General features: G+C 52.0%; 21 protein-coding genes and 1 pseudogene. 7 read left to right on the top strand and 15 right to left on the bottom strand.

Translation table 11 applies throughout. The features are described 5' to 3' along the window. Window positions 1–9 precede the first annotated feature (9 nt). The 5 genes and pseudogenes from DW965_RS08695 to DW965_RS08715 form a co-directional block, all read right to left on the bottom strand. A complete protein-coding gene (locus DW965_RS08695) occupies window positions 10–1,389 on the bottom strand; it encodes a UDP-N-acetylmuramoyl-tripeptide--D-alanyl-D-alanine ligase (RefSeq protein ID WP_119198284.1) in 1,380 nt (459 codons plus the stop codon). Then, the gene (locus DW965_RS08700; RefSeq protein ID WP_055228033.1) at window positions 1,386–2,435 is read right to left on the bottom strand and encodes a D-alanine--D-alanine ligase family protein; all 1,050 of its coding nucleotides are present in this window, start codon (window positions 2,433–2,435) and stop codon (window positions 1,386–1,388) included. The genes DW965_RS08695 and DW965_RS08700 overlap by 4 nt, the downstream gene beginning before the upstream one ends. 55 nt (window positions 2,436–2,490) lie before the next feature. Then, on the bottom strand, window positions 2,491–3,909 hold the full coding sequence (locus DW965_RS08705; RefSeq protein ID WP_117802359.1) for a L,D-transpeptidase family protein: 1,419 nt from the start codon (window positions 3,907–3,909) through the stop codon (window positions 2,491–2,493). A 130-nt stretch (window positions 3,910–4,039) separates the two neighbouring features. Next, a pseudogene (locus DW965_RS22100) lies at window positions 4,040–5,325 on the bottom strand (aminotransferase). Between the two features lie 218 nt (window positions 5,326–5,543). Further along, window positions 5,544–6,410 (bottom strand): class I SAM-dependent methyltransferase, encoded by an 867-nt coding sequence (locus DW965_RS08715; protein WP_022461781.1) that lies wholly within the window; start codon window positions 6,408–6,410, stop codon window positions 5,544–5,546. A gap of 145 nt (window positions 6,411–6,555) precedes the next feature. Here DW965_RS08715 and DW965_RS08720 point away from each other — a divergent pair, with 145 nt between their 5' ends. Both DW965_RS08720 and DW965_RS08725 read left to right on the top strand, forming a co-directional pair. Next, a complete protein-coding gene (locus DW965_RS08720) occupies window positions 6,556–6,954 on the top strand; it encodes a DUF3783 domain-containing protein (RefSeq protein WP_226911627.1) in 399 nt (132 codons plus the stop codon). 110 nt (window positions 6,955–7,064) lie between these two features. Further along, the gene (locus DW965_RS08725) at window positions 7,065–7,658 is read left to right on the top strand and encodes an ECF transporter S component (RefSeq protein ID WP_022461779.1); all 594 of its coding nucleotides are present in this window, start codon (window positions 7,065–7,067) and stop codon (window positions 7,656–7,658) included. A 169-nt stretch (window positions 7,659–7,827) separates the two neighbouring features. On the opposite strand, the gene DW965_RS08730 is transcribed toward DW965_RS08725, so the two are convergent. After that, the gene (locus DW965_RS08730; protein ID WP_117802358.1) at window positions 7,828–8,910 is read right to left on the bottom strand and encodes an NUDIX domain-containing protein; all 1,083 of its coding nucleotides are present in this window, start codon (window positions 8,908–8,910) and stop codon (window positions 7,828–7,830) included. 278 nt (window positions 8,911–9,188) lie between these two features. Between DW965_RS08730 and proB the strand changes: the two genes are divergently transcribed. Together proB and DW965_RS08740 are read left to right on the top strand one after the other, a co-directional pair. After that, window positions 9,189–10,271 (top strand): glutamate 5-kinase, encoded by a 1,083-nt coding sequence (proB, locus tag DW965_RS08735; protein ID WP_226906324.1) that lies wholly within the window; start codon window positions 9,189–9,191, stop codon window positions 10,269–10,271. Between the two features lie 175 nt (window positions 10,272–10,446). Continuing rightward, window positions 10,447–11,649 carry a MalY/PatB family protein gene (locus DW965_RS08740; protein ID WP_055219980.1) on the top strand — a complete coding sequence of 401 codons (1,203 nt, stop codon included), beginning with the start codon at window positions 10,447–10,449 and terminating at the stop codon, window positions 11,647–11,649. A gap of 99 nt (window positions 11,650–11,748) precedes the next feature. Here the strand turns inward: DW965_RS08740 and DW965_RS08745 are convergent, their stop codons facing one another. From DW965_RS08745 to spoVAD, 3 genes are all read right to left on the bottom strand, one after another. After that, window positions 11,749–12,411, bottom strand: coding sequence for a methylated-DNA--[protein]-cysteine S-methyltransferase (locus DW965_RS08745; protein WP_055220159.1), 663 nt, complete (start codon window positions 12,409–12,411; stop codon window positions 11,749–11,751). 157 nt (window positions 12,412–12,568) lie between these two features. Next, complete coding sequence (locus DW965_RS08750; RefSeq protein WP_117761653.1) at window positions 12,569–12,925, bottom strand: SpoVA/SpoVAEb family sporulation membrane protein; 357 nt, start codon at window positions 12,923–12,925, stop codon at window positions 12,569–12,571. 13 nt (window positions 12,926–12,938) lie between these two features. Then, entirely contained in the window at window positions 12,939–13,958 is a 1,020-nt protein-coding gene (gene spoVAD, locus DW965_RS08755; RefSeq protein WP_055219982.1) for a stage V sporulation protein AD, read from the bottom strand. A gap of 157 nt (window positions 13,959–14,115) precedes the next feature. Between spoVAD and DW965_RS08760 the strand changes: the two genes are divergently transcribed. Genes DW965_RS08760 through spoVAC form a run of 3 tightly spaced genes read left to right on the top strand, consistent with a single transcriptional unit; the run spans window position 14,116 to window position 15,656 of the window. Further along, complete coding sequence (locus DW965_RS08760; protein ID WP_055219984.1) at window positions 14,116–14,784, top strand: stage V sporulation protein AA; 669 nt, start codon at window positions 14,116–14,118, stop codon at window positions 14,782–14,784. Beyond that, entirely contained in the window at window positions 14,741–15,163 is a 423-nt protein-coding gene (locus DW965_RS08765) for a stage V sporulation protein AB (protein WP_191901198.1), read from the top strand. Before DW965_RS08760 ends, DW965_RS08765 begins: the two co-directional genes overlap by 44 nt. A 19-nt stretch (window positions 15,164–15,182) precedes the next feature. Beyond that, complete coding sequence (gene spoVAC / locus DW965_RS08770) at window positions 15,183–15,656, top strand: stage V sporulation protein AC (protein WP_022461770.1); 474 nt, start codon at window positions 15,183–15,185, stop codon at window positions 15,654–15,656. A 1-nt stretch (window position 15,657) separates the two neighbouring features. Here the strand turns inward: spoVAC and DW965_RS08775 are convergent, their stop codons facing one another. The 6 genes from DW965_RS08775 to DW965_RS08800 all read right to left on the bottom strand — a co-directional run bounded on the left by DW965_RS08775 (window position 15,658) and on the right by DW965_RS08800 (window position 22,082). Beyond that, the gene (locus tag DW965_RS08775; RefSeq protein WP_119198285.1) at window positions 15,658–16,080 is read right to left on the bottom strand and encodes a hypothetical protein; all 423 of its coding nucleotides are present in this window, start codon (window positions 16,078–16,080) and stop codon (window positions 15,658–15,660) included. Then, window positions 16,032–17,036 carry a hypothetical protein gene (locus DW965_RS08780; protein ID WP_119198286.1) on the bottom strand — a complete coding sequence of 335 codons (1,005 nt, stop codon included), beginning with the start codon at window positions 17,034–17,036 and terminating at the stop codon, window positions 16,032–16,034. The genes DW965_RS08775 and DW965_RS08780 overlap by 49 nt, the downstream gene beginning before the upstream one ends. Further along, on the bottom strand, window positions 17,027–18,157 hold the full coding sequence (locus DW965_RS08785) for a DUF58 domain-containing protein (protein WP_022461768.1): 1,131 nt from the start codon (window positions 18,155–18,157) through the stop codon (window positions 17,027–17,029). Before DW965_RS08785 ends, DW965_RS08780 begins: the two co-directional genes overlap by 10 nt. Window positions 18,158–18,163: 6 nt before the next feature. Then, window positions 18,164–19,108 (bottom strand): AAA family ATPase, encoded by a 945-nt coding sequence (locus DW965_RS08790; RefSeq protein WP_117761619.1) that lies wholly within the window; start codon window positions 19,106–19,108, stop codon window positions 18,164–18,166. 187 nt (window positions 19,109–19,295) lie between these two features. Further along, window positions 19,296–20,480, bottom strand: a complete 1,185-nt coding sequence (locus DW965_RS08795) for an iron-containing alcohol dehydrogenase family protein (protein WP_117804949.1) — start codon at window positions 20,478–20,480, stop codon at window positions 19,296–19,298. 78 nt (window positions 20,481–20,558) lie between these two features. Next, complete coding sequence (locus DW965_RS08800) at window positions 20,559–22,082, bottom strand: APC family permease (RefSeq protein ID WP_055219995.1); 1,524 nt, start codon at window positions 22,080–22,082, stop codon at window positions 20,559–20,561. Window position 22,083 lies beyond the last annotated feature (1 nt).

Consider the following 22,083-nt stretch of genomic DNA (forward strand, 5'->3'; position numbering starts at 1 on the left):
AAAATTTTATCATAATTTCTGTGCTGTTTCAAGCATCTCCACAATCTTTCCATATTCCATAAAATGCGATGCCTTTACCAGAATCTGATCGCCGTCCTGTAAGAGCTTCGGCAGTTCTGCCATCAGGCTCTCGCGGTCTGCGAAATGGCGGATTTCCAGTTTCGGGTCTGCCTCTTTTGCCGCTTTTGCAAGATGCTCGCAGAGCGGTCCCGCACAGTAGAGGGCGTCAATGCCGCAGGTTCCGGCGTGTGTGCCGACTTCGGCGTGAAGTGCTGCCTCATCGGTTCCAAGCTCGCCCATATCGCCGAGTACAGCCACTTTTCTTCCCTTCGCCTCTTTCAGAACATCGAGAGATGCCTTCATCGAAACCGGGTTTGCGTTGTAGCAGTCATCGACAACGGTGTATTTTCCTGTCTCGATGATGTGGAATCTTCCGCTCACCGACTGCAGTGTCTCGATTCCCTGTTTGATCTGCTCCAGCGTCAGCCCGTACGTGCATCCGACTGCGGTTCCGGCCAGCGCATTGTAAACCATATGGCGTCCCGGAATCGGAATCAGTGCAGAAAAGCTCCCCTGCGGGGTATGAATCCGGCAGGAAATGCCGCGGAAGCCCTGGCTCTCGATCTCATCGGCATAATATTCGTTCTTTTCATCCAATCCGAAATGAACCGGCTTGATGCCGTGAACCGTTCCAACAGTAGACAGCTTATCATCGTCCCCATTGATGATAATGTGCCCGTTCTCACGCAGATGATCAAAGATCTCGGTTTTTGCCTGTAAAATACCATCTCGCGTCTTCAGATTTTCCAGATGGCACCAGCCGATATTCGTGATGACTGCAGTCTCCGGGCGCGCGATCTTCGCCAGACGGTGCATCTGGCCGAAATCGTCGATTCCCATCTCGAGAACCGCCATCTCATCCTCCTCGCGCAGGCGGAAAACAGTAAGTGACAGTCCCAGCTCATTGTTAAAGTTCGCATCCGTTTTCAGCACACGGTATTTCTGCGCCAGCACCGACGCGATCGTCTCCTTTGTACTGGTCTTTCCAACACTTCCCGTAATGCCGACAACCGGAATATTGAGCTGCTGCATATAGTATTCTGCCATTGCTTTAATGGCCTCCATGGAATCCTTCACGAGGATATACGGGCATGGCGGTGTTTCAAGTTTCTGCTCGGAAATGACAGCAAGTGCGCCCTGGGAAGCCACGTTCGGGATAAATTTATGGCCGTCCACACGCTCACCCGGAATTGCAACGAAGAGGCTTCCCTCTCCCGCTTTCCGGCTGTCCGTCACGATATCCGTGACTTCCGCTGTTTTCTTTTCTTCCGATCCGAAGTAGATTCCGCCGCACACCTCTGTGATGTGCGCAAGTGTCATATTTTTCATGCGTTGTTACCTCTTTTTCTGAGAGAAAGCTGGATCAGCAGCTCGCAGAGTTCCGGATAGGAAATGCCGAGTACCTGTGCCTCCTGCGGCAGAAGGCTGGTCGGGGTCATGCCCGGAAGGGTGTTTGCCTCGAGGCAGTACATTCTTCCGTCCTTGCGCATCATAAAGTCGAGACGGCAGTAGTTTTCGATACCGAGAGCGGCAGCGCCGTCCTCTGCGTGCTTCTGCATTTCTTTCGTCTGCTCCTCCGTCAGTACGGCCGGGCAGGTATCAACAGTAGCTCCGGCTTTGTATTTGTTCGTGTAATCATAGAAGCCTTCGATCGGTGCAATCTCGATGATCGGGTAAGCCTTTCCGTCTACCACGCCAACGGAGAACTCTCTTCCCTCGATATACTCCTCAACGACAACCTCCGGTTCGTAGGAGAAAGCATCCTTCATAGCCTGCCAGTATTCTTCGTTCGTGTGTGCAATATAGACACCGACACTGGAACCGCCGCAGCACGGTTTTACGACAACCGGAAGCTCCAGGCCAAAGCCGGACAAAGGCTCGCTCTCCTGGCCTTTTTTCAGGGTCACGCCGTTCGGGGTCGGCACATGGTGTGCACGGAAGAACTGTTTTGTGATGGATTTGTCCATTGCGAGGGCGCTGCTTAAATAGCCCGTTCCGGTATACGGAATGCCGAGCAGATCGAACGTAGCCTGTACCTTTCCGTCCTCTCCGTTTGCGCCATGCAGGGCAAGGAAAACAACATCCGCTGCCTCGCAGAGTTCCAGTACGTTCGGTCCGAAAAATCTGCGGCGGGATTCGATCATTTCGTTTAATCCTGCATCAAAGCTGTGCATATATTCTGCTGCTTTGTCTATATCGTACGCCTCCTCTGCAAATACATCTTCCAGGTTCCCCTTCACATCGATACCGCAGAAAACGTCTACCAGAACTGCCTGATGGTTTTTCTCGCGGAGTGCCTTGCAGACCATAGTTCCCGATGTAATGGATACCGAACGTTCCGTGCTGGTTCCTCCAGCTAATACTACTATTTTCATCTATCAAAATCTCCTTTATTTGATGTGCTTCTGCTGTGATGCTTAAGCGTTTTTCCTACAGGCTGTTTTTCTGTGTAGGCTGCGGCCCGGTTACATCATCCAGGCTATAGTATACGATAACCGGGTCACCAATTTCAATAGCATTGAACACTTTTTCTGCTTCTGTGTATGGGGTATTCACACATCCGTGGGATCCGTTCGTCAGATAGATGTCCCCGCCGTACTCGGTACGCCAGCTCGCATCGTGGATTCCGACGTCGCCGTTAAACGGAAGCCAGAACATGACATGGCTCGGATAGAGCTTGAAATCACAGTCACTTTTTTTCGCATCCACCGCCCAGACACTGCCTGCCGGAGTGTCATAGCCCGTCGCATGATTGCCCGTTGTGACCGGTGTTTCCGTCACCAGAACGCCATCCTTGTAGCACCACATTTTCTGCTGGGAAATGCACACCTCGACGTATGTATTTCCGATATCATTGGCCGAGCGGTCATTGGCCGTATAGAGGTAAACCGGGTCGAGATTTCCCTGTGTTTCGTCCTCGATCGCCTGCAGAAGTGCCTGCGTCGTCTCCTCCTTGTCGATGCACCAGCCGTAATCGCCGCCCGCATTCAGGTTAATGGTCGCGCCAAGACTCGTTTTGAAGGTATGCGCCAGCCCGAAGGTGTCCGTCTCATACGCCATATGGCGCACAAAAGCTGCCGCTTCGTCCTGCGAAATCGTGTAGGTTCCATCCTCCCCCTGTACGAGCCAGCTCTGTAAGGTCGCCCGGTCTATGGCATAGCTGTTTTCACCGATTGCATACGTGATCCGCGCCGCTGTCAGGTGGTTCAGTTCCGCCATTTTCCCATTCAGTGCTTCATCATCCTGCGTAATGTCCGGTTTCCGGTAAACATCTTTTTCTTCCAGATCCACGCTCGCCGCTCCGGCATCCAGCGCCTCGATGACAGCCTGCTCCGCCTTCTCATAGTCCACCTGCTCGCCCTCTGTTTCCGGCACAATGACGTACGAGGTTCCGTCATCCGTCAGATACGCATCCGTCGGCGCTTCCTGCTGTTCTTCCTGAAACCCTTCCATCGTCTGCAGTTTTTCCTGCACCATTTCTTTGTCATAGACAGAGTCCGCCGCCACCTGGTTTTCTTTCTCTTTCCAATAGAATGCAGGCCATGCAAGAGTATTCTGGGACTCCAGCAGTTTTTCCACCGCGTGGTCGTCCACATACGTGAGGCCGATCTCCGTGCCGCTTAATGTCTCTGTTTTTCCACCGCGCTCGGTAATGCTGAGTGTATAATCCACAATGTGCTTCTGAATTTCCTCTTTGACCTGCTCTGCGGTCAGCCCTGCGCAGTTCAGTCCGTTGATCGCAGTTTTCGGGAAAAAGTGGGATGCATAGTAATGCCCCACGCCCGCGTAACCGCCTGCGGCCGCAAGGAGTATGATTCCTGCGGCAATTCCTATTACTTTCTTTTTCATGTTTTTCCTTTCTGTCCCATAGAAAATTTCTTTTTAACTTTCTGATAGAAAAAAGCCGGAACTCCCACACCAGAGTTCACAAAAACTGTGTCCCCCGGGAGAATCCGGCTTTTGTATTTTTACTTATCTGTTATTTGCTTTCCAGAATCTTATCCACGCTGACCAGTTTGACACTCAGCACGAATACCTGACCTGCGATTTCCAGCTCTTCCGGTGTCGGGAAGGACGGTGCAATACGGATGTTGGAATCCTGCGGATCGTTGTGATATGGATACGTTGCGCCCGCGCCTGTCATGGTAAGACCGGCCTCTTTTGCCTTTGCAACGATCTTCTTTGCGCATCCCTCCATCGCATCGAAGGAGATGAAGTATCCACCGTTCGGTTTTGTCCAGGAAGCGATGCCAAGGCCGCTCAGCTCCTGATCCATTACCTGCAGAATTGCCTCGAATTTCGGTCTTAAGATCTCAGCATGCTTTTTCATCTGATTCATCACGCCGTCCAGGTTCTGGAAGAATTTTACATGGCGCAGCTGATTCAGTTTATCATGACCGATGATCTGGAAGTTCATGTACTCCTGTGCCTCTTTGAGGTTTGCCTCAGAAGAAATGAGAGCTGCAATTCCGGCTCCCGGATAGCTTACTTTCGAAGTGGATACGAACTCATAGACCATATCCGGATTTCCGGCTTTCTCGCACTCCTCGATGATGTTCAGCAGGTGATCCTGTCTGTCATCATACAGGTGATGGATAATGTATGCATTATCCCAGAAATACGGAAGTCTTTGGCTGCCGGTTTCAGGTTTGCAAATCTTCTGACGGTCTCATCGGAGTAGGTGTAGCCCTGCGGGTTGGAGTATTTCGGTACACACCAGATTCCCTTGATGGCGTCATCTTCTGCAACGAGTTTTTCTACCATGTCCATGTCCGGTCCTTCCGGCGTCATCTGAACATTGATCATCTCAACGCCGAAGTACTCGGTTACACCGAAGTGACGGTCATAGCCCGGTACCGGACAGAGGAATTTTACTTTGTCCAGCTTGTTCCACGGAGTGCAGCCTGCAACGCCCTTCAGGAACGAACGTGCTACGGTATCAAACATAATGGTAAGGCTGGCGTTTCCGTAAACGATGACGTTTTCCGCCGGAACCTCACAGATATCTCCGATCAGTTTTCTTGCTTCCGGAATACCGGTCAGCACGCCGTAGTTCCGGCAGTCGGTTCCATCTTCTGCGAAGGTGTCTTCATTTTTCGAGAGAACGGTAAGCATTCCTTCCGTGAGATCTAACTGGGCTGCTGCAGGTTTTCCTCTGGAAATATTCAGATTGAGGCCTTTTGCTTTTACCTCTGCAAATTCCTGCTCCAGTCTGGCTTTCTCGGCAACTAATTCTTCTTTGGTCCATTCGATATACGGTTTCATGAAACGTCCTCCCTTGTACTTTCCTTACCCGTTTTTCAGGTTTCTTGCTCAACTAAAGACCATTTTACCAGATCATGAGTTTCTGTCAAGGAGAACTTGCATGTTTTATACACTTTTCAGCATTTTATCCCACTTTTTGCAGTTTTATACTTCATTTCCTGCAATTTCAGCCAAATGTTTTTCGTATGACGGACATACGTCCGCTGCCAAAAGATGTTTTAAACGTTGTCAGACTGCCATCTTCCCGATGCACCGCACGGCAGAACAAGGCCGGTCGACTTGACCGGAAGGCCGATTTCCTGTGCTTCTACGTGGCCTTTGTACTGTTTTAATTCCAGGGAAATCATGTACGTCAGGACAGCCGGTGCAAGTCCTGTCGTGTAAGAATTCACAAGGAAGAACAGCGGGTCATCGCTTAAGAGCTGCGTGCAGAGCTTGATGAACGGATGAATCGACTCCTCGATTTTCCAGATCTCGCCCTTTGGTCCTCTTCCGTAGGACGGCGGGTCCATGATGATCGCGTCGTAGTGGTTGCCTCTGCGGATCTCGCGCTCGACAAATTTGGTGCAGTCATCCACAAGCCAGCGGATCGGCTTGTCCGAAAGGCCGGACACGGCAGCGTTCTCTTTTGCCCAGTTGACCATGCCTTTGGATGCATCGACATGTGTGACGCTTGCGCCTGCTGCGGCCGCTGCGAGCGTTGCGCCTCCCGTGTAGGCGAACAGGTTCAGCACTTTAATCGGGCGGTTGGCACGGCGGATCAGATCGCCGAACCAGTCCCAGTTCGTTGCCTGCTCCGGGAAAAGGCCGGTGTGTTTGAAGCTGAACGGTTTCAGGCGGAAGGTCAGGTCTTTATAGTTGATCTCCCACTGCTCCGGCAGATGGAAAAACTCCCATTCTCCGCCGCCCTTGCTGCTTCTGTGATAATGACCGTTTTTCTTTTTCCAGCCCGGATTTTCTTTTTTCGTGTTCCAGATGACCTGCGGGTCTGGTCTTACCAGAAGGTAATCTCCCCACCGCTCCAGTTTTTCTCCGCCGGACGTATCCAGCACTTCATAATCTTTCCATCCATCTGCTATCCACATTTTATTGGTTTCCTTTCTCTTTTATCTCAAAATTTATCGTGTTCTGAATTGTACGTTCCTATGATACCATAAAAGTATTGTTTTTCCAAAACATTTCTTATATCATAGTTCTGGGCATCCGCGCATTTGATCCGGAAATCTGCCCGTGGAAAGGATTTTTCTCATGGAAACCGTACTCTTATATCAGATCAAAGGAACGAAAACAGCTGTGCTTTTAAAGCCGGTTCTCTTAAAGCTCGGTATCCGCGTGCGCATTGTGGAACCGGAACAGTATCTCCAGTCGATCGGATTTCTTGCCGGAAATAAAGCATTTGCAGAATCCCCCGAAGCCTATGACGGCGCCGGATTTGATGAACCAATGATGGTCATGGCCGGCTTTTCCGAGCGGAAACTTGATCTTTTTCTCACCGAAATGCGCCGGAAAAAAGTGCCGCCGATCGCCCTCAAAGCCATCGTCACAACGCAGAACCAGGCGTGGAATTCGCTGCAGCTCTACAGAGAATTAAAAGAAGAACACGAAAAAATGAAATCGTACCGGAAATAACTGGTCTGGTCAAAAAATCCGGAATTGGAACTTTTTCTTCATGCCACCACTCCCTATAATAGGGTGCAATCAAGGAACGAAAGTTCCAGATACCAAAGGAGTGCGTTGTTATGAAAAATGAAAAAGTCTGGAAAATCGCAATGACAGGTGTCTTTGCAGCCCTTTCCTACGTTGTCTTCACCTTCCTGCAGTTCAAAATCTGGCTGCCAGGCGGAGATGCCACCTCAATCCATTTCGGAAACGCTGTCTGTGTGCTCGGTGCGCTAATTCTCGGCGGTGTTTACGGCGGAATCGGCGGTGCGATCGGCATGACCATCGGAGATCTTCTCGATCCGGTCTATGTGGTATACGCACCAAAGACCTTCATCTTAAAATTCTGCATCGGCCTCATCGCAGGACTGATCGCACACAAAATCGGTAAAATCAACGAGCAGACCGATCAGAAACAGATCTTCAAATGGGCACTGCTTGCAGCCATCGGCGGACTTCTGTTCAATGTGATCTTCGATCCGCTCATCGGTTACTTCTACAAACTGGTTCTTCTTGGAAAACCGGCAGCAGAGGTTACCTTAAGCTGGAACGTAGCGGCAACTTCCATCAACGCCGTACTTTCCACCATCGCTTCCGTTGTCATCTACATGGCACTGCGTCCGGCTCTTCAGAAATCCGGACTGTTTAGCCAGGTAAAGGCAGCAGCGAAATAAAAAAATAAATTTCATTTACGCGATATCCAAAAAAGTCACCATGTTCTATTTCGAACCGGTGACTTTTTTCATGCATTTCTTTTTATTTTTCAGCGGTGGCTGCTGCCTCTTCTTCCTCGTGCTTCGGGGTCAGCTTCTCGTTGATGAATCCATTTTCTTTCATCTTCTCTTACTCCTCATCTTTTGTTTTTTCTCCGGCGAACCACGCTTTTTCAATCATTTCCAGTTCCCGGATATCAATACAGTTGGGAATGCTTCCTTCTCTTACCGCCTTCTGGCACTCTTTGAGATCCATCCAGCGGACTGCTTCTACTTCCGACTCCTGTAGATGCAGTTTTTCCGCCTCGACCGGCTTCGTGTAAAGATACACGGCGCTGACCTCATGATCGTGGAACGGTTTTCCGTAAAAAACACCGTGTGATACTTTTTCCAGCAGGCCAAGATCCCTCAGCTCCTCTGCCTCTGCGTGGATGCCGAGCTCCTCGCCGATTTCCCGCAGAGCCCCTTCCAAATATGTATCGCCCGCCGAAAGATGGCCGGCGCTTGAAATATCGTAGCAGCCCGGATTCGAATCTTTCCAGGCACTCCTTTTCTGCAGCAGTACCTCACAGCCGCTCTTCTCATTCGCCCGTGCAATCCAGATATGTGCCGTTCCGTGACACCGTCCCTCACTGTGCGCCACGCCGCGTTCTACGATGGTTCCGGTCGGCGTGCCGTCGCCTGAGCGCTCCTCAAAAAGTTCCATCTGTTTTCCGTTCAGCACCGCTTCTGCGAGCGTGTCGCCCACATACCGCAGCTTCAGGGAGAAAAACGGCTCGTCTTCATTCAGAAGGCGGAAAAAGATTTTGTCTCCCTCCCACAGATTCAGGTGCAGGACGTCCTCTTTTTTCACCCAGGCGAGTTCGCCCTCATCACATGCAGTCGGTTCTCCCGTGAATCCGTCTGCCGTGTAGAGACACATATACTCCATGTACTCCACCGTTTTGCTGTTTTCTGCCTCTGTCACAAAGGTAACGAGACCGCGGAAACGCCAGCTCGTCAGCGTGTAGCCGGTTTCCTCTTTTACTTCACGCAGCAGGCATTCCTCCGGGCTTTCGCCAAGTTCCGCATGGCCGCCGACGCCGATCCACTTGTCCTTGTTGACATCGTTCTTTTTCACCGTGCGGTGCATCATCAGATAGCTGTCATCCTTTTCGATGTAGCACAGCGTTGTCATGCAGCCTCTGCCTCTTTCTTCTGTTTTTTCCTCCATCTTTGACTCCCTCCGTCGTGTGCCGGACTTCTTTCCGCTTCTTTTGTTTTTCAGGAAAAATGTATTTCTGCACACACCTTTTTCTCGTTTTCTATTCTACCATACTTTTTCAGAATTCCAGCAACAAATTTCTATCTTTTTGCAGATCTTTCACGAAAAATGTAACGACCATTCCGCATCTTCTTGACTCTCACACAGTACTGTGTTAAAGTGTCTGTAATTGATGTTTTGTCACCCGTAAACAACGTTTCTTATCATTTCTTACATTTGAGGTTTTCATGATGGAAAAACAGACGATAGTTGTGAAAGTCGGCACCAGCTCCCTGACACTCTCAGACGGAACCATGGATGCTGAAAAAATACGGAACATTACGACCCAGCTTGCCGCGCTGCAGACGGCAGGCCACCATGTGATTCTCGTTTCCTCCGGTGCGATCGCCGCAGGCTTTTCCCGTCTCGGCTTTAAAAAACGGCCGACGAAAATTGCCGATAAACAGGCTGCCGCTGCTGTCGGCCAGGGCCTTCTGATGGAGGAATACACGAAAAATCTGATGGCGTACCAGATTCCGTGTGCGCAGATTCTTTTGAACCGCAGTGACTTTGAGGACCGCCGCCGCTATAAAAATATCTTCGGCTCCCTCTCCGTCCTGCTCGGGCGCGGTGCGATTCCGATCATCAATGAGAACGATACGATCGCGATTGAGGAGCTGAAGGTCGGCGACAACGACACGCTCTCCGCCCAGGTGGCTGCGATGCTGCATGCATCGCTTCTGATTCTGCTGACCGATATCGACGGGCTCTACACTGCCAATCCAAAGAGTGACCCGAATGCGCGCCATATCGACGTGGTAAATGAGATCACGCCGGAGCTCACTGCTGCGGCAGGCGGTGCGGGATCGGGCAACGGAACGGGAGGCATGACAACGAAGCTCTCCGCCGCTTCGCTTGCCACAAGAGCCGGTGTGCCGGTTCTGATCTGCTCCTCGGCGGAGGAAAACAACATTGTGCGTGCGGTGAAAGGAACCGCAAAAGGAACGTACTTTACCGCCAGCGGCCACAACATGAAAACGCGTCTGCAGTGGATGGCATTCTATGCGCCGAGTGCGGGCAACCTCTACGTCGATGAGGGTGCCGCAGAAGCACTTGCTGTTCAGGCAAAGAGCCTGCTTCCCAAAGGCATCGTGGCAGTCGAAGGCGATTTTAAGAAAGGCGATGTCGTCAGCGTCTTCCGGCGCGGCAGCCATGAATATCTCGGAAAGGGCATTGTCAACTATGACCGGCCGGATCTGCAGAAAATCATGAACGAAAGCACCAGCCACACGGAAGCAATCAACCGCGATAACTGGATCGGCGCGGAATAAATGGTGCCGAATAAAGCATTCTTTTGTTTACGAAAATTCCCCTCCGTGTTATAATATTTGTATTCAGCCGGCTGCAGGTTTTTCTTTCAGCGAGGAAAGGAAGCTGCATCCGGTTTTCCATGTGCTTTTGGTTTTACTTCGAGAGCACAGCAAACACAAAGGAGGGTTTTTACCAATGAAATACGATTTTACATCTCTGATGAACCGCAGCGGCCACGATTCGATCGCTGTCGATCAGATCCCGATTCCGGGTGCGGAAGTCAAAGAGGGCTTCTCCCGCATCCCGATGTGGGTGGCCGACATGAACTTCCCGTCTCTTCCGACCATTCAGGAAGCAATTCACGCGAGAGTCAACGAACCGCATTTTGGCTACTTTAATCTGCCGGATGCATATTTTGACAGCATCATCCGCTGGCAGAAAGAGCGCAACGGTGTGGAAGATCTGCCGCGTGAGGCGATCGGCTATGAGAACGGCGTGCTCGGCTGTGTTGCTTCGGCTGCTGCCGCTTTTACATCCCCGGGCGAATCCATTCTTCTGCATTCCCCGACATACATCGGTTTTACCGGTGTTCTTGAGAACTGCGGACGCAATATCGTTCTCTCCGATCTTGTTCAGGATGAGAACGGCGTATGGCGTATGGACTACGCCGATATGGACCGCAAGTTAAAAGAACACAACATTCATTTCGCGATTTTCTGCTCTCCGCACAACCCGACAGGCCGTGTCTGGGAGCGCGAGGAAATTGAAAAGGCGATGGAAATTTACAAAGCAAATGAATGCGTTGTCATCTCCGATGAGATCTGGTCTGACCTGACACTGCCGGGCTTCAAACATATCCCAACGCAGTCCGTTTCGAAGGATGCACGCGAGCGCACCATCGCACTTTATGCACCGTCCAAGACCTTTAACCTGGCTGGCCTTGTAGGCTCCTACCACATCATCTACAACCGCATGCTGCGCGACCGTGTGGAGAAGGCTTCGTCCCTTTCTCACTACAATTCTCCGAACGTACTCTCTGTTCATGCGCTGATCGGCGCTTACCGTCCGGAGGGATACCAGTGGGTGGATGAACTGCGCGAAGTGCTGAAATCGAATGCGGATTATGCGTACAACTACATTCTCGAGCATTTCAAGGGCGTGAAGCTTTCCAAACCAGAAGGAACGTACATGCTGTACCTCGACTGCGAGGAGTGGTGCAAGGAGCATGATACCGATATGGATACACTGCTGAAAGCCGGTGTTGCTGTCGGCGTGATCTGGCAGGACGGACGGCCGTTCCACAGACCGTATGCGATCCGCCTGAATCTGGCACTGCCGCATGTGCTTGTGAAAGAGGCATTTGACCGTATGGATAAGTATGTATTCAATGCGAAATAATTGTATTTTCTAATTTTATAAGCCAAACATAATGAAAGACCGAAACGGACATTTTCCTCTGCCGTTCCGGTCTTTCGCTGTTTTGTGCATCCTGTTTTTTCAGTTTTGCTCCAGCTCCCGCTGTGCCAGCATCTCTTCCACGTTGATGCCGTACTTCTTTAAATTGACGCGGCCGTTTTCCAGCACAATGCCGTCTGCCTCCAGCATATCCGCCTGTTTCCCGGCGCCGCCGAAGACAAATTCCGCGGCCAGTTCGCCTTTGGAGTTTACCACACGGTAGCATGGAATGTGCTCCGGATCTGTGTTTTTATGTAAGGCGTTTCCCACGGCACGCGCCATCTTCGGCTCGCCTGCAAGCGCTGCTATCTGGCCGTATGTCGCCACTTTTCCGCGCGGAATCTGCTTTACCGCCTCATAGATTCTTTTGGTCGGGCTGTCCGTGATGATGTCGTAGCTCTCGGCGATCATGGTACGCACAGCGTCATCGGGTACGGTTCCGTCGAGGAGAATCGTGTTCCAATGTTCTTTGTTCTGATGATATCCCGGGATAACTGACGCGAATGCATCGCGCCAGTAGTCCCGCCATTCCGGGTTTGCTTTTACATTCAGCTGAATGATTCCGTCCTTTTCATAGACCCACAGAAATGCCTTTTTGCTTCCTTTCACGCGGATGAGCTGCCAGTTGTCATCGTGGAACGGTGCTTCCTGATATGTGTCCGGGAAGGAAAGGCCATAGGATAGCGCTTCTTCTCTTGTCTTCATTGCAGACTTCCTTTCTTCCTGTCGCGGGTGTTTTGATGTTTTTTCCGCAAAACACCCGCTTTTTTCTGTATTCGTCCTGCCGCTGCGATTCTGCTTTTTTCTGCGGCATTTTTCTTTATTATATCAGTCCGCCTGCTTCTGCGCAATTTTTCACCTGCTATTTTTTCATCTTCGGCTGGAAAATCCAGCTTGCAAGATACGCGAAAATCAACGCCGCTGATGTTCCGACAGCCCCCGCCTTTAATCCGCCCTGGAACAATCCTAAAAATCCGCTTTCTTTTACGGCATCTTTTACTCCCTGAAACAAAAGATGCCCGAATCCGAGCAGCGGCACCGACGCGCCTGCCCCGGCGTATTCTGCAAATGGATCGTAGAGTCCCATAAAGCTCAACACCGCGCCCGTGCACACAAGCGTTACCATAATTCTTCCCGGCAGCATTTTCGTGCGGTCGAGCAGAATCTGGCACAGGGCACAAATGAGGCCGCCGACCCAGAAGGCATTGAAATATTCCATAAACGTTCCCATTTTACACATCCTCCTCCCGCTCGATTACAACCGCCTGTGCAATACCAGGCACGCTGCTGCCCTCCTGAAAGCTGACCTTCGACATCAGCGCACCAGTCGGTACAAACAGAATCCTCTTCCACTCTCCGTTTTCCAGCTTCGGCAGCAGATACTCCGCCAGCACCGATGCCGCACAGCCGCAGCCGCTTCCGCCCGCGCCGGTGTCCTGTTTTGCCGGATCGAAGATCAGCATGCCGCAGTCACTGTGCTGTTCCGAGATATCGTATCCTTTTTTCTTCAGCAGCTCCAGCAGAATTTCCCGCCCCACAACGCCGAGATCTCCCGTCACAATGCGGTCGTAATCGGCCGGTTCCCGGTTGAAATCGACGAGATTCTGTGCAATCGTATCGCACGCAGCGGGGGCCATGCAGGCGCCCATGTTCTGGTTGTCTTTCAGCCCGTAATCAATGATTTTTCCCGTCGTAGCGCCCGTGATTTTCACTCTGCTCTTCGTTTTTCCAAGCACACACGCGCCGCTTCCCGTCACCGTCCAGCTCGCGGACGGCGGGCGCTGGTTTCCGTAGGCGAGCGGAAAACGGAACTCCTTCTCCGCCGTTCCAAAGTGGCTCGATGTCACCGCCAGCACCCGGTCACCGTATCCTCCCGCGACTGCCATCGCGCCAAGCGAAAGCGCCTCTCCCATCGTCGAGCAGGCACCGAACAGGCCGTAGAGCGGGCAGTTCAGATCCACCAGACCGAACGATGATGCGATTGACTGTGCCAGAAGATCGCCCGCAAAAATCATGCGGATCTGCTCCGGCCTCACATTGGCTTTCTGCATTGCCAGCTTCGCGGTGGCAAGCTGCAGTTCACTCTCGCCCTCCTCCCAGCTCTCCTGCCCGCACATCGGGTCCGAAAGCGTGTGCGAAAAGTATTCGCCCAGCGGTCCATCCTTTTCCTTTTCTCCTACAATCGCCGCGCTGCCCTCGATATAGACGGCTTTGGCAAACGAGATGCTCTGCTTTCCTGTCATCTGTCTCATCGGCAAATTCCTCCGTTTTCTTATTTTGCGTCTTACCATTTCTGACCTTCAGTATTTCCGTTTTTTCCATTCTTACGCATGATTTTCCTGTTTTAGGGAACTCTGTACGCTGTAGCACAAAAATCCTGTTTCAGAAACTTTTAGAGGAATGTTTTTCATGAGTGAAATGCTGTATCTTCAGACGGAGCGGAATATCAAAATCACCAGTCCCGTCGTGACGCTCGGCGATGTGGCGCAGCTTTCCTGTTCAGACGGCGCTGTCCTCGCCCGCAATCAGGTCCGCCGCGTGGCGCATCTTCCCGATGACGGATACGGGCGCTACGTCTGCTCCGCCTCCACCCTCGTCCGCCTCGTCACGGAGGCCGAGGAGCACGTCGATGTCACCCACATCGGCGAGCCGAATTTTATTTTAACGTACGAGGATCCGCGTCAGAAAAACACCTGGATCAGCTGGTGCAAAACGATTCTGGTCGGCATCCTTACGTTTATCGGAACTGCGTTTTCCATTATGACCTTCCACACCGACATCGGCGTCCGCGAGCTGTTTTTGGATGTTTACACCCGTTTTCTCCCGCAGATGACGCCCGGATTTTCGGTGCTGGAAATTTCATATTCCATCGGCATCGGCCTTGGCGTCGTGCTCTATTTCAACCATTTCGGACGGCGGAAATTCACGCAGGACCCGACGCCGCTCGAGGTGGAAATGCGGGTCTACGAGGATGATATCGATACGACCATTATCGAACAGAACGACCGCTCCGGTAAAGGAAAGGAGGCTTTTCATGCGAATCCTGCCAGAGATCCTGCTGATCACAGCCGGTCTTAGCCTTGGCTTTTTCATCGCGAGCGGCCTTGTCGCGCTTGTGATCGGCCTTGGCATCGTGACACGGTACGCCGGCATCACAAAGACAGCAGGGAGCCTGCGTTTTTACGAATGCTGCTGTATGGCCGGGGCGCTGTTCGGCGATCTTTTCTCGCTTGGCACCTTCTCGTTTTCCCTGCCCTCCTGGACGGCCGGTGTGTTCTGGCTTTTTGCGGGCATTTATCTGGGAAGCTGGATCATCGCGCTCGGCGAAGTCGTCAACCTGTTTTCGATCCTCTGCCGCCGGATCGGACTGACGCGCGGACTGCCGTTTGTAATTCTCTGCATGGCGGCAGGGAAAATCGCGGGCTCTCTCTATTATTTTGCAAGTGGATTTCAATAAGAACTGGAGGTAAGATGTGATGCAGAGTTTAAAAAGTGAACGGGCAAAAAAAGAATACGAACAGTTTGTCAAAGAGGTGACGCCAAAGCAGAATCTCTTCTGCAATATGGCAAAAGCCTTTATCGTCGGCGGTCTGATCTGTGTCGTGGGGCAGATTCTGCTCCATATCGGCAAAACGCAGTTCTCGCTCAGCAAAGATGACGCCGGCTCCTGGTGCTCGCTGATTCTGATCCTTAGCAGTGTGATTTTAACCGGCCTCAACATCTATCAGAAAATCGTCACCTTTGCCGGCTGCGGTGCGCTCGTCCCGATCACCGGCTTTGCCAACTCGGTTGCAGCTCCTGCGATTGAATATAAAAAAGAAGGACAGGTCTTCGGCATCGGTGCGAAAATTTTCACCATCGCCGGACCTGTCATTCTGTACGGTGTCTTTGCAAGCTGGCTGCTCGGCTTTCTCTATTGGCTGTGGACCGCTGCCGGGAACTGGTTTTAAATCAGTTCCGCAGCGCTTCCGCCTCTTCTTTTGTGCAGCCCTCGCGGCTGTAACGGGCTTTTTCATAGCCGTCGTGCAGCCGTCTCATACCGTCGCCGGAAAGCTCGTTTCTCTCTTCCAGCTCCGCCGGGGTTTCGGCTCCGGTCGGCTGGTATTTTCCGGCTTTTTTGATCGTTTTTTTATACTGCCGGCGGATACGCATATTCGGGGAGAGATAGCCCTCTTTCTTTTCCCGCCGCCACGGCAGATTTTCCCGTTCGTCGTTTCCCTGATGCAGGAAGAGAACTTCGTCCTCCTCATCCTCTGAGAAGGCTTTTCCCGCATTTTTTACGCTCTGGTAAATCGCCCGCAGAACCGCGATTCCGACGGCAACCATCACAAGATACATGACCGCCGTAAAAAGATTCTGGATCCACTGCGGCATCGGTTTGTACTCTTTGTCCCCCAGCATATCGGACAGATCGGCCTGCTCCATGCCCTGCGGCGTCTCGGCCTCCGGTGTTTCGATCGTAAGATCGCTTTCCAGCTCTTTCGGCTCATAACCTGCGATCGCTCCGCAATCGGATCCTTTCCGTAGAGCGCCGATGGGAGCACGAACAGTACCAGAAGGAGTACTGCAATTTTCAGGATCAGTTTTCCCGTCCGCTGCATCGTCTCCACCGGGAGATTGGCGATTTTCTGATGGTCACGGATGAACCCGTGCATGCCGTCGAGGTACTGGCAGAAGAAGCACAGGAATACATCTGCAAAGAAAAACCAGTAGATCAGATGCCAGTAGAACGGCATTTTCATCAGCACACCGATCACATACTGTATCATAAACCAGAGAAAATGAAGGGGCTTTGGCTCATCGAGGAGCGTCGGGATCTCCCACGCTTCCATATCCGCCAGCGGCATTGAGCCGGCCGGCAGTTCCTGCGCTGCTTTCTTTAACTGGCCTTTGCGGATTCTGACATAGCCGCGGATCAGGAAAATCACAGCGGCCATAAGACCCGTCATCACGCCGGAAAGGCTCTCCAGAAATGCAGGAGAAATACCGTTCTCAAACTTGTTTTTTCCATCGTTTGCCGCCGCAGCCGCTTCAATTACCGCTGCCGCCTGCACACTGAACAGGGAACAGAAAAATTTCGCTGCCAGATACGTCACCGCGCAGACCGCAATTCCGCCAAGCAGAAACTGCCAGAGTGCTTTCGTTTTCCGGATCAGAATCCAGCTTGCAGCGGCCGGAATCAGCAGCAATAAGGATATGGCGCAGAAATACAGCGCCTCCCTTCCCGTCAGCTCCAGAAAACCGGCGGCAAAGCCATAGATGCCGGCGAATAAAAGCCAGACATGAAGCCAGGTCAGCGGGATCTGTACCGGTGTCTTTTTTATTTCCATGGTTTCACCTCCCAGCCGATTGCGGTGTACGCACGGTTCTGCTCCGACGGAACTTCTTCGCCCGGCAGATACGGAATCACCCACAGAACCTGGTTCTGCGCACCAGAGAGCAGATGAAGCGCCTCACGGACCTCATCGGTTCTGTTTTTGGATACGACAACGTAGGTGTGGCCGGTGAGCTCTTTTTCCGCCTCTTTGTGCAGAAACTCCGCGCTGCCTGTGAGATTGCCCCCAAGCTGCACGCACGCCAGTTTCCGGTTCAGCTCCGCTGTTTTTCCGGCGCCCGCTGCCAGATGGACACGCAGCTCCTCGCCGGTCTCCTCATCTTTCGCATTGCTCTTCACCCACAGATTCATCTTGTTTTTCACCATCCGCGCCGCAAGCGAAGACGTGATGCGGATGCTCTCCTCGACCTGCGCTTCCTCGCGCAGAATGTTGGCGTCCTCGATATCGAGAAGCACCGTAACTTCCACGCTCGTCGTCGCGTCAAACTGATTGACCATCAGATCTCCCATCCGTGCCGACGATTTCCAGTTGATGCGGTTCATCGGGTCTTCTTTCCGGTAATCGCGGATACCGGAAAATTCAAACGGGTCCTCGTACAGGCGATTCCGTGACAGAACCATGCCCGACACGGCACGGCAGATCATCTGAATCCGTGCAGTATCGACCTGGCGCGGGTAAACGTACATCTGTGTCTGCTGCGGGTAATCGCTGTAAAGACCCTCCCGGAAAAAAAGATCGTACGCTACGGCATGCGCACCGGTGATCTCGTAGAATCCTCGTTTTTTCGCCTGAAACGGCAGTGTTCTCGTGACCTGCTGATGAAACAGGAACGAAAAGACATCGCGTTTGTAGCTCTGGTCGGTGATGCTCGCGTTTGCTTTTGCCTCGCGGTCGAATTCCAGATTGCGGCTCATCGAAATGCCAAGCTCGAGTGCCGGAATCGGCAGCAGTTTGTCGTTTACGACGACCTCTTTTAACGTACTCTCCTCGCCCTCATAGATCGCAGAATCCTGGAAGCTGACCTGGATTTTCAGATTTTTCTGCCAGTTTTTCTGGTACAGCTTTTTCTGCAGAAACCAGGCAAGCGCCATTCCAAATAGTAATAAAAGAAGCATAGTCCGTTACCTTCCTGACCAGTTTTCGGTCGGCAGACCGATGCGGTTTAAAATTTCCTCGATCACCGATTCTGCGGCTCTTCCGTCGTCTGCGCCGATCTGCATGGTGAGACGGTGTGCGAGTACCGGAACAGCCACGGTCTTGAAGTCCTCCGGCACAACGTAGTTTCGTCCCTGCACCAGCGCGTGGCCCTGTACGGCACGTAAAAATGCGAGTGTTCCACGCGGGCTCACACCGCTTGCAAATTTGCTGTTGACTCTCGTCTCCTGTACGATGTGGACGAGATACTGTACCAGTTCCGGATGCAGGTAGACTTCTTTACACGCCTCCTGCAGGGCACGGATTTCTTCTTTTTGGCAGACGGACGACAGCTCGGCGAGCGGCTCCTCGGTCAGAAAACGGGCGATCATCTGTGTCTCTTCCGCCGGGCTTAATGCTTCCATCGAAAGTTTCATTAAAAAACGGTCCATCTGCGCCTCCGGCAGCGGGAAGGTTCCGAGCGTCTCGAGCGGGTTCTGCGTGGCGATGACGAGGAACGGCTCCTCAAGCGGCCGTGTCACACCGTCCACGGTGATCTGGCGCTCAGCCATGCACTCGAGAAGGCTGCTCTGCGTCTTCGGCGTTGCACGGTTGATCTCATCGGCAAGCAGAATGTTGCAGAAGGCAGGGCCTTTCGAAAAGACGAACTCTCCGCTTTTAGCATCAAAATAATTGAGACCGGTAACATCGGACGGCAGTAAGTCCGGTGTGAACTGGATGCGGCCGAACTCTGCCTCGACGGATTTCGCAAGGGATTTCGCCATGACCGTTTTTCCTGTTCCCGGGACATCCTCGAGCAGGATATGACCTTTGGCAACAAGGCAGGTCAGGACAAGCTCGATCGTGCGCTCGTTTCCGATCATGACCTTTGCGATATTTTCTTTTAATTGCTGCAATACATTATTTTCCATGTTTTGCTTCCTCCAATAGTAAGATTTAATAAAAAAATCCACCCCTCGCTGTTCTGTTTTATGAGAACAGCACGATAAATTTATTTTACTGCACATATTTTCGGAAGACAAGCAGAAAAAGGACGATGCTGTACATACTTTTCACAGCATCGCCCTTTACGGTTTCTTCTATAAATTAGCTTGTCTCTTACAGTGCTTTCCGGTACAGCGCCTCGATGTCCTGCTGACGGGACGCTCTCGGGTTGACGGCGATGTTTCCGCTCTTCATCGCATCTACCGCCATCGGCACGATTTTGCTCTCGATCTCCTCTGCTGTCACTTCTTTTCCCTTTGCCGCCTGGCGGATCGCATCGGTCAGGCTGGCCGGGATTCCGATGGCTGCGGTCAGCTCGCGGACCGCGCCGACCAGCATCATCGGCTCAAATTCATCGGCGTATGCCGGGATTTCGCTGATGTAGTTGTAGATCTTCAAATATCTTCCATGGTCTGCCAGTGCATTGTACTCTGCGATGACCGGAAGCAGAACGGCATTTGCCAAGCCGTGCGGCACATCGAAGAAGGCGCTCACAGGATGACTCATTGCATGGACATTTCCAAGTCTTGCGTAGGAAAATGCAATACCCGCGAACAGCGAACCGGTCAGCATCGCCTCTGCGGCTTCGAGATCGGTTCTGCGCGCCACGAAACGGCGGATATTTTTACCGATCAATTCCATCGCTTTTTCTGCCATGGCATCGGAGAACGGAGATGCGGCTGTGGAAATATAAGCCTCCTCCGCATGGATAAAGGCATCAATACCGCACGCTGCCGCAACGGATGCCGGAGCGGAAGTTAAAAGTTCCGGATCGAGAATCGCGTACTCTGGAAGAAGTTCATAGCTAAATACGGTCAGCTTGTAATCTCTGCTGTGGTCGGTGATCACGGAAAATGCGGTCACCTCGGAGCCGGTTCCCGCAGTCGTCGGAATGGCAATCAGCGGGACAATTTTTCCCGGCACTTTGTGTGCGCCTTCGTATTCCGTGATGCTTCCGCCGTATTTTGCCGTCACACCGACGGCCTTTGCTACATCCATCGGAGAACCGCCGCCGAGTGCTACGAGAAAGTCTGCGCCAGAAGCAAGATAGCTCTCGGTTGCTTTTTCTACTGTCGTCACAGACGGATTCACCTCAATATCTGTGAAAATATCGGCTGCGATGCCTGCCGCTTTCAGGCTGTCCGCTGCTTTATCCACAACGCCCATTTTTTTCAGGGTAGGACCGGAAAGAATCATCGCATGGGTTCCGCCCATCTTCTTGGCACACTCCGGCAGTTTGGCAAGCGTTCCTGCTCCGACAATAATATTCTGTGGAATCGAAAATTCGAATGGATTCATCTTATTTTTCCCCTTTCTTTCAGAAAGCGTGCCGAAAATTTTTCTTTCCGACACGCTTTGTTTTATCCTATCTCAGCTTCAGCCAGCCATTTTGGCAAGAACACGGTCGATCGCTGCATCGATAACAACGTCGAGTTCCGCATCGTCTGCCTCCGGCATCAGGGACGCTGCGTCCTCGTCGGAGATCAGCTCGATCAGGCTGCCGAACTTCTCTTTATATTTGAACTTGCAGACTGCAAAGAATACAACACCGAGGAGGCTCCAGCCGCCTACCATCAGCCACTCCTGCCATACCAGTGTTCCGCCGGAACCAGGAATGCAGTAAACAAGTACCATGCATCCGGACATCAGAACCGCCATCGTTCCAACAAATTTGTATGCCGGAACACGGTACGGACGCGGCATATCCGGTTCTTTCTTCCGCAGGATCAGGAAGGAAAGAGATACCATACAGTAGGCAAGACAGCATCCAAAGTTACCTGCATCACAGATCCACACCATCATGCCTCGTCCTGCAAACGGAGCCAGCATAGTCAGCGCGCCGATCAGGAACAGGGCGTTGATCGGAGTTTTGTGCTGCGGATGAAGCTTTGCGAACATCGGCGGAATCATGTAGGATTCAGCCATAGAGTACAGGGCACGGGAACCGCCGATCATAAAGGAGTTCCAGGATGTGATGATACCGCACATACCGCCGACGATGATGACTTTTGCCATAACCGCTGTACCGAACGCTTTCGCCATCGCATCTGCTGTGACAAGTCCGGTTCCTGCTTCCGAGCTCAGGATTTCGGACGGGTTCAGCACATAGCCGACAGCCAGGATAACACAGGAATAGAAAACAACAGCGAGTACAACGGAGAGAATCATCATTTTACCGATTTTCTTTAACGGAACGTTGATTTCCTCTGCTGCCTGCGGGATAACGTCAAAGCCGATGAAGAAGAACGGGGTAACAACAGCAACTTTGATGATGTTCTGGAACATCGTTCCGGTGCTCTCGCCGACGAACATCTGTCCCTGCAGATTGCTGGAATCTCCGTTGATCACGGATGCCACAATCAGAAGGATACCAGCGCCGCCGATGATACAGGTAAGGACCGTCTGCAGGACGGCTGCTGTTTTTGCGCCCAGCACATTGATCAGTGTGATGAGGAACGCTACAATAACGGCTACGGCTACCCAGGAAGCATAGATATCAAATCCTGCCACGCTGTACATATAGCCTTTCAGGAATCCCGGCCACAGATATGTGATGATGGTTGGGAAGGCGCACGCCTCGAAACACGTAACACTGACGTATCCTAAAATAATCGCCCAGGTACAGATGAACGAACCGTTCGGGCCCATCGCCTTGTAGCTGAAGACGTGCTCGCCGCCGCACTGCGGCATCGCTGCAGTCAGTTCTGCGTAAGTCAGTCCGATGAAGAAGATCATGACACCGCCGATCGCAAACGCAATTGAAGCTCCGACAACGCCGCCCTTCTGAATCCAGCTTCCTGAGGATACGACCCAGCCCCAGCCGATCATGGCTCCGAAAGCGATGACGAGAATATCCCATGCACCTAATACTTTGTCAAATTCTGATTTTTTCTGTTCCATG

The sequence above is a fragment of the Blautia sp. AM47-4 genome, assembly GCF_003479865.1.
GTDB lineage: Bacteria > Bacillota > Clostridia > Lachnospirales > Lachnospiraceae > Fusicatenibacter > Fusicatenibacter saccharivorans.